5 protein-coding genes and 1 pseudogene are annotated in these 7,840 nt (G+C 57.4%); 3 read left to right on the top strand and 3 right to left on the bottom strand.

The features are described from left to right. Nucleotides 1-1,725, bottom strand: a 1,725-nt coding sequence (locus tag AB3X96_RS41580; RefSeq protein WP_368594295.1) for a formyltransferase family protein, incomplete at its 3' end; no start/stop codon positions are given. Between the two features lie 1,045 nt (nt 1,726-2,770). Between AB3X96_RS41580 and AB3X96_RS41575 the strand changes: the two genes are divergently transcribed. The 3 genes and pseudogenes from AB3X96_RS41575 to AB3X96_RS41565 all read left to right on the top strand — a co-directional run. After that, on the top strand, nt 2,771-2,977 hold the full coding sequence (locus AB3X96_RS41575) for a hypothetical protein (protein WP_368594294.1): 207 nt from the start codon (nt 2,771-2,773) through the stop codon (nt 2,975-2,977). Nucleotides 2,978-3,755: 778 nt separating this feature from the next. Then, the gene (locus tag AB3X96_RS41570) at nt 3,756-4,514 is read left to right on the top strand and encodes a 4'-phosphopantetheinyl transferase superfamily protein (RefSeq protein WP_368594293.1); all 759 of its coding nucleotides are present in this window, start codon (nt 3,756-3,758) and stop codon (nt 4,512-4,514) included. 659 nt (nt 4,515-5,173) lie between these two features. Then, nucleotides 5,174-5,479, top strand: a pseudogene (locus AB3X96_RS41565) (transposase); the annotation flags it as partial. 447 nt (nt 5,480-5,926) lie between these two features. On the opposite strand, the gene AB3X96_RS41560 reads toward AB3X96_RS41565, so the two are convergent. Further along, nucleotides 5,927-7,495, bottom strand: coding sequence for an IS66 family transposase (locus AB3X96_RS41560; protein ID WP_368594292.1), 1,569 nt, complete (start codon nt 7,493-7,495; stop codon nt 5,927-5,929). A gap of 30 nt (nt 7,496-7,525) precedes the next feature. Beyond that, nucleotides 7,526-7,840: IS66 family insertion sequence element accessory protein TnpB (tnpB, locus tag AB3X96_RS41555; protein WP_368594291.1), on the bottom strand; the 315-nt coding region annotated here is incomplete at its 5' end.

Below are 7,840 nucleotides of genomic sequence, written 5' to 3'. Positions count from 1 at the left end.
CTCATGCACCAGCGCCACCGCCTCCGGTGCCCGCCGCACCTGCGCCTCGAACAGCTCATGGATGCACCGCTCCGACGGATACGCCGCCTCCGTGCGGTTCAGCTCCTCCAGCAGATACCCGCGCTCCGCCGCCGGCAGGATGTCGATGCGGCCCACCGGCTGCCGGGGCTCGGCCATCACAGCACCCAACAATTGTTCCAAATGCTGTGTAATACGTTCGACATTCTCCGGTGCCAAGCGGCTTCTGTCGAAGTGCCATCGAAAGCTACCGTCCAAAGAGCACACTTCAAGCGTCAGCACGTTGCCCGAGCGAGGTATTCCAGAATTCGGCGCTGATCCCAGCTCATGCGAAGAAGCACCTTCCCTTATCGTGATACCAATCGGCCACGGGCACCGCGATCGAAGTGCCTCTATGTTCTTTAACGCCGGGTAGCGTGCAACGAGATCCCCAGCAAAACTTTTGTGTGCTCGAAGCAGAGCGAATTCGGCCTCAACTGTCCTACGCACCTCTGCAAAAGCATCATCGAGATCAACTACAATTTTCATCGGCACGACTGCGGCAATATGCAACCCTGTTGCTTCCGATGCAACTCCCGATACGTTGAGCGTAGGACTCCATCCCAACTGAAGCTCAGATTCACCTGAGATGCGGGCAAGATAGATTAGCCAGCCGACCACTATGTGTACCATGCGCTCGATCGGTGCCAATTCAGCCAAAACGCTAAAAGCATTCTCCGAACTGGACTGCCATTTCGTCATGGCCAAAGCCGACGACGAAAAAAAGGGAAGCTGCAACGATCTGAACCCGGCAAGCCGCTGGCGCCAAAATGACTCTTGCACGGCTAACATTTCGAGCTCGGAAGTAATGCTCGACGCCTGTTCTACACCGAATATGTGAAGACGGTCTCCTATATCCAGACCGTGATGCTTCGCGAGCGCCGACGCGTCAATAGATTGACCGTCCGGACCAGAAAACCAAACATCGACATCTTGCGTAGCTGTCGCGACACGCCAATGCCAACGGTGGATCCCCAGCAAGGAACCCGGAAGCTCATCCGAGCATCGATCCAGAACCTTTACGCGTTTGACTGCCACAAGATCATCGACCAAGATAACCTTTGGCATTCCCAACGGATTTGGATAATTTGTTCCGAAATCCAAGGCCCGCACCATTGCAGACAAATCTTCCGCAGATCGATCCCAACGTAAACAGCCCCCAACATCGGGCCTTCGATATCTCGGAAAGTAGCTCCTGTCCAGCAGCCTTTGCGGACGTATATCGAGGGCCCCGTCGGTCAATCCAATTAGCAACTCACGGAACCCCTCGATAGCAGCCTCATAACATCTAATGTTTAGGGTGAATGCAGTGTCGGTCGGCGTTATTAAAACCTGACGCCGAACGACCACATCACCAGTATCGACGCATTGATCCATACAATGCCACGTAATTGCATATTCGCTTTCACCAGCAAGCAACGCCCAAGAAGTGGCATGAGTTCCCGCATATTGAGGGAGCGGTCCATCATGATAATTGAAAGCGCCTTGACGTGCCTGCCTAAGCACACCCACTGGCAATATGAACGGATTGGCGACAGAAAATATATATTCAACGGGCTCAATATCTATAAATGTCGAGAGCTCGTCGACGCTGCTACAACATAGGATATTGGCACCGGTGGCCCACTCGGAAAACCGGGAGTCCGCACAAAGCACCGCGCGGATCACGTGCCCCATTTCCTGGGCTAGCTGAGCACACCTAATGGCTAGCGTACCGCTACCGACAATAACGCTAGACACCTTTGATAAGGCTAACCGATTATTCGCCCCATGATCCGGGCGCGCCAAGGGAATACGATTTAACATCTTAATCTCCCAGCCAAGACCGAAGTCATTTGGCCAAGCGTGCCGCCGTTATGACGACACCGCCACGGAAAGCATCGAAGGCAATGCTGCCGCTGAATGTGGGTTCGTGAACACCCGCTCGCTATTTGACACAGCCGGCGCGTTGACGAGTTCCCAGCGACTCACGAACAAAGGTCCGGTGCTGCCGATGTCGCGATTTCTCCCGTACACGCCAGAATGGCAAGCGTTCGCATCCGCATCAAGTTGACGCCTATCTGCGAGAAGAAGCTGAGCGCACCGCTTCATCACGATTCCCGCCCGCAGATGTATCTCTGCCCCTTTGCTCCAGCCAAACCACCGCTCATGCATTTGCGCCGATCAGCGACGTAGCCAAGGCAACGCAACTACTTTTGCAAACCCGAATAAAGTACCCGACCTTCTGGAATTCGCCTGCCAACGCACGAATGCGCCCCTATCAGTGAAAACCTTGTGCACGCACAAGCAAATCAGACACTGCAGCCGGTACGGAATGGGTACCATCATGCCACCGATCGTGCACCGCATTGATATCAAATCTTTTTTCGATGTCCTAGCGATTTTCTAATATCGCCCAGTTTCTGAGGCTTTGAGCGGCACCGAATTTGGCGGAAGCTCCAGAGCGTGGGGAGTTATTCATCCGGTAGTGCCCGACCCAGAAGCATGAATCGAACGACTTCTGCGGGCGGATCCGAGAAGCCAGTCAATTGACGGAGCGCCGATCGGGTGCGCATATTGCAGTCTTAAAGAGTTTCTCAAGCAATCGAACGCTGAGATGGGGTGGCCAGCTAGCTAAGATCGGCCAGCCGTGCATACGGTCACGCAGTCACGGGCTGCATCACGTCTGTAGGCGGCGCTGTCCCTGATTGGACAGCAGCGGCAGAAATGGGCGTTGCCAGATGAACTATGGATTGCCCTAAGCTATGAGACCGGCCAGGACGCGTTCTGGATCCGTCATGCCTTGCAAGGTCGAGGGATCGAATGCTGTCTTGTCGATCCCGCGAGCATCTCTGTTGAACACCAGAAGTGGCGCGACAAGACGCACCGAATGGAAGTAATCGTGCTGGCCATCAACCTGCGTGTGTTGGCCGCATGGTAAACGGGATCGCATGCACGCGATCCGTGTGCCGTTGCCGCACGATGAGACGTCGTGCAACGTCATACGCGACCGTGGGCAACTGCAGAGGGAAGTCCCGCAACACCGGCGGCGCACGTGCAAGCTACTGGTCACGCTCGGTTACTGGGGTCGAGTCGACAGCCGGAAATTCACCGCACGTCTGGCACGCGGCGAGGTACGGTGCCACGACGGTACGCCACTACCACTGGAACTTCAGCGACGGCTGTTGCGCGAATGCGAACAACTGGCGCTCCTTAAGCAGTAACTGGCGACACTGGAAAAGGAGACGCTCGGGAGCCTCCCGAAGCCGAGCGGAAGCGAATCGATCGCCTCAAACGCCTGAGTGGCATTGGGGCCGTTGGTGGCTCGCGACTGGCACTGGAACTGTTCTGGCGGCGGTTTAAGCCTCGTGACAGTGGTGAGAGCCAGGTCACCAAGGCATCAGCAATCAAGGCAATCGGAGAGTGCGGGCACTACGGATCGAGATGGCATGCCGTGGATCCGTTATCATCCAAGGAGCGCCCTTGACGTATTCGGTTCTCGCAGCGAACAGCTGGCACGCCCCCCCAATCGCCGCGCGCGACGGATAGCAATCGTCGCACTCGCACATTTCGTACGGCGGGAAGCTGGTCGAGAGCATGCGCCAAGATGCACCGGCCCGCACCATCCAGCGCAGCGCGTTGAAAATATCGCGAACCACATGTCGGCGCTGCGGCGCGGCTTCGCTCGTCAAGAGTACTGTCACTATCGGAGCGAATTGATGACTGTCCTAGCAAAGTCGGCTTTCGATGTGCGCGAGCTCGCTGTACCACGTGCTTCGGCAGCAGATATTGAGATCTTTTTCATCACCTTCGATTTTCGCGCGACGCTCGACTGTCCCGCATTCGCTCCACTCTCGGACGATGAGCGTGAAAAGGTCGCGCGCTTCCGACGCCGCGACGATGCGCTGCGTTGTGCCATCACGCGCGTCGTGCTGCGTCAGTTGCTGGCCGAACGAACAGATTTGAAGGCAAGTGAATTGCGTTTCGAGCTAGACACCGGTGGTCGACCGCGTCTCGATAAGTGGATACAAGGGGGCCCCGGTCGGCAACTCGACTTCAACGTTTCGCATTCCGAGCAGTATGGTCTGGTCGCAATTGCGCGGCGACGGACGGTTGGTGTCGATATCGAATTTGCTCGCAATGACCTCAACTGGAGGAAGCTCGCGTCAGCGGTGTTTGCGCCGCGCGACGAGGCACACGTGAGCGCTTTGCCGATGCACAGACGAACCGACGCATTTTATGACGTATGGACGGCAAAGGAAGCGGTGTTGAAGGCACGTGGCGTCGGCATCGGAGGAGGCATGACATGGTTTTCTGTACTTGGCGACAGCCAGCACGAGCCAAGCATCGTAGTTTCCGAGGAGAGTGTGTGCAATCGCGACCTGATTGCGAATCTCGACGCAGTTTGGCTTCGTGCCCTGAGCGGTTATGCCGCGTGTGTCGCGTGGTCGCGCGACGCCGCTTGGCGCGATGCGTAGGCACAATGTAGCTTGAGCGTTTCGAGAATTTAACTCCGACCAAAGTTTGCGCTGGCGCGAAGCGAAAACAGCCTGTCGGCGCATCCGAAATGCATAACTTGGGCAAAAATCATCGTGATCTGATCAAAAGCGCCGTTCCAGAGAAAAGGAATTGGTGAGATTCGGCCCGTTTCCTGAGACCAGAAATACCAAAAATTGAGATTGCCCGTACGGCACGTGCCAACCATGAGATGCTAGCAATGGCTGGACTGCCCTTTCCACGTCGATGTGTATGTCCAGACTCCCATGTCCCCCAATACTCTGGAGCCCACATGTCAACGCCATTCGTCTACCTCGACTGGTCAGCCAACATGTTGTAGACATCAGCGGTGACGCGAGTTGTAATGTCGAGGACGGCAGAGGCAATTTTAGCGCACATCGGGCTGCCGACGTATTCTTATACCAGTACTCTCTTGAACTTCCCACTCACCAGTGAACGTTTCACCAACCCATTTCTTCAAATCGTCGGTCAGAGCCATTGATATTCCCCACTTGTTTGCCCCCAAGCTGAAGTCGAATACTACGTTGGCGGTGGCACGACCCACCTTCGGCTTCGAGATCGATTCGGGGATATTTAGAGCGTGTTAGGAACTTCGATTGAGACCTGGTATCCTGGCGGGATGAAAACAACGGACCGCAAAGGGTATCCGACTGATGTGTCGGATGAGGAATGGAGTTTCGCGGCGCCGTATCTGAGGCTGATGGACGTTGACGCGCCCCAGCGCAAATACGAACTGCGCGACATGTTTGATGCATTGCGCTGGATGGCTCGTGCCGGCGCGCCGTGGAGGATGCTGCCCAATGATTTCCCGCCGTGGGAGTTGGTGTATCAGCAGACTCAACGCTGGTTGCAGGCTGGCTGCTTTGAGAGCATGGTGAGTGACCTGCGCTCGGTGATAGGCGTGGCACAGGGCCGTCGGGGACAGGTCCGCGGTGCATTGCCGTTTGCCCTGCGCGGTCTAGATTGCGACAACGATAGCGCCTTCATGAACGAGACGGTGTGCGACTTCTGCAAACCGACGGGTATCGAGCTTACGCGGTCGCGTGCATACACGAAGAACGACGAGGCGTGGGTCTAGCAGAAGAATGGCGCTATCGTTCGCCGCTTGGTCAGCTACGGAAGGCGCCAAGGTCTGGACGGCCACGGAAATCCTTGCCCCCTTTAGCAGGTCTCGCCGCTCTACATCAACTTCTTCCAGGCGTCGTTCAAGTCGAAATCCAAGACCCGTCACTGCGCGAAGGTGCCAACGTTCTTTTGGGGCGACATGGGGCCGCCAAGGCGACGGCAGTCTCGCTTGATCCGTAAGCGGCTCAGCTGGGCCGTTCGTCCAGGCGCGTGCGCGTGAGGCATGATGGTGAACTGGAGCTGCCGGTCAGGTAGCGGGATCTGGCGGACTGGCTGGCGTGTGCAGCTTGTCGGCCACACGCCAAGGCAGGAGCTCGTCGATGCGATTGATTTTGTGACCGGCGATATGGGTTAGCACATAGTCGAGGTAGGCACGCGGATCGATGTCATTCAGTGTGCAAGTGCCAATCAATGCGTACATCGCAGCTGCCCGTTCGCCACCGCTGTCTGAGCCAGCGAATAAAAAATTTTTCCGGCCCAAGCTTACACAACGCAGCGCATTCTCCGCGATATTGTTGTCGATCTCGAGCGTACCGTCTTCGCAATACAACGTCAGTGCGCTCCACTGGTTCAGTGTGTAGTTGATCGCCTTGGCCGTATCGGACTTCGACGACAGCGTTTCAAGCTTTGCCCTGAGCCACGCTTCGTAGATCTGAAGCAGTGGTCTGGCTTTCTCCTGCCGTATTCGCAACCGCTCGGCGGCTGGCCTGCCGCGAATGGAGGCCTCGATGTCATAGAGCCCGCCAATATATTCGAGTGCCTTTTGTGTTGTGTCAGATGGCGTGCGCACATGGATGTCGTAGAACTTTCTCCTCGCGTGCGCATGGCATGCCGCCTCGCGTATCGAGCCATCGCGGAACAATTCGTCGAATCCCGCGTAAGCGTCCGCTTGCAGGATCCCTTTGAAGTTGGCGAGATGGGTTTGAGGATGGATGCCTTGCCGGTTCGGCGAGTACGCGAACCAGACCGACGCCGGTTGCGTCGAGCCCGAGCGATGATCGTCGCGCACGTAGACCCATAGCCGGCCGGTGCGCGTCTTCCTGTTGCCCGGTGAGAGCACCGGGATCGGCGTGTCGTCCGCGTGCAGCTTGGTCGCGGCCATCGTATAGCGGCGCAGCGCCGCTGTTAGCGGAGCGCACAGTGCCTCGCACTGGCCGATCCAGCGGCCCATGCTGGCCCGGTCAAGTGTCACGCCGTCGCGTGCCGCGATCGCCGATTGCCGGTACAACGGCTGGTGGTCTGCATACTTCGAGACGAGGATGTCTGCGAGCAAGCTCGGATGGGCGATGCTCCGCTCGATCGGCAGGCCCGGCATCGGGGGCTGGCTGATAGTGCTGCAGCATAGGCAAACCAGTTTTCGCCGGATCGTGCGAATGACCTTGAACGCCGCTGCGACCCGGGCGAGTTGTTCGGATTCGTCCTCGCCGAGCACCTGCATTGGTTGTCCGCAATCCGGGCAACTTGATTCAGGCTTGAGTACATGATCCTCGCGCGGCAGATGCGCGGGAAGCGCTTGCCTGGAAGCCGCTTCGTCTGTAGTCGCATTTGAGGTGGACGCATTTGCACTTCGGGCCTGCGCACGCTGCACATCCACAACGTCGCGCCCGGCCGCCAGATCCTCAAGTTGAGTCTCGAGCGTCTCGATTTGCCGCTGCAGCTGCTCGGACTTGCGACCGAACTGCATACGCCTGAGCTTGTCGATCTGCGCCTTGAGCTGCTCAATCTCGACATCGCGTTCGGCAAGCAGGCTACGGGCCTCAACCAGCAAGGCCTTCAGGAGCTCGACATCGTCAGGAAGATCGGCGCCGTTCGACATGCGCCGTAGTTTACGAGTCTGCCGCGCGGTTTACAACATCGATAGTGCGGCAGTGCGACGGGGCTGTCGCCAGTCGATGCCCTCAAGCAGCATCGACAGTTGCGCAGAGCTCAGATGGACCTTGCCACCGTCGGCCTTGGGCCATATAAAACGGCCTCGTTCAAGCCGCTTCGCAAGCAGCCAGATTCCGTCCTCCGAGGCCCAGAGAATCTTTACCAGATCGCCAAGCCACACGACATTCAACATACCGATCGCAAATTGTGGTGATCGCATACCGCTGGCACCCCGCCTACGGCCAGGAATACAGGCTGGTCCGCCGCACTGGGCGCCGCGGGAATGAGATGG

Origin of the sequence: Paraburkholderia sp. BR13439, assembly GCF_040948805.1 — a bacterium.
GTDB classification, from domain to species: Bacteria; Pseudomonadota; Gammaproteobacteria; order Burkholderiales; family Burkholderiaceae; genus Paraburkholderia; species Paraburkholderia youngii.
Note: the sequence above shows the minus strand (reverse complement) of the source record. Positions and strands in the feature narration are given on the sequence as shown.

Coding starts and splice junctions, on each gene's coding strand:
- AB3X96_RS41570 (WP_368594293.1), top strand. CDS start 3,756: ATGACTGTCCTAGCAAAGTCGGCTTTCGATGTGCGCGAGCTCGCTGTA.
- AB3X96_RS41560 (WP_368594292.1), bottom strand. CDS start 7,495: ATGTCGAACGGCGCCGATCTTCCTGACGATGTCGAGCTCCTGAAGGCC.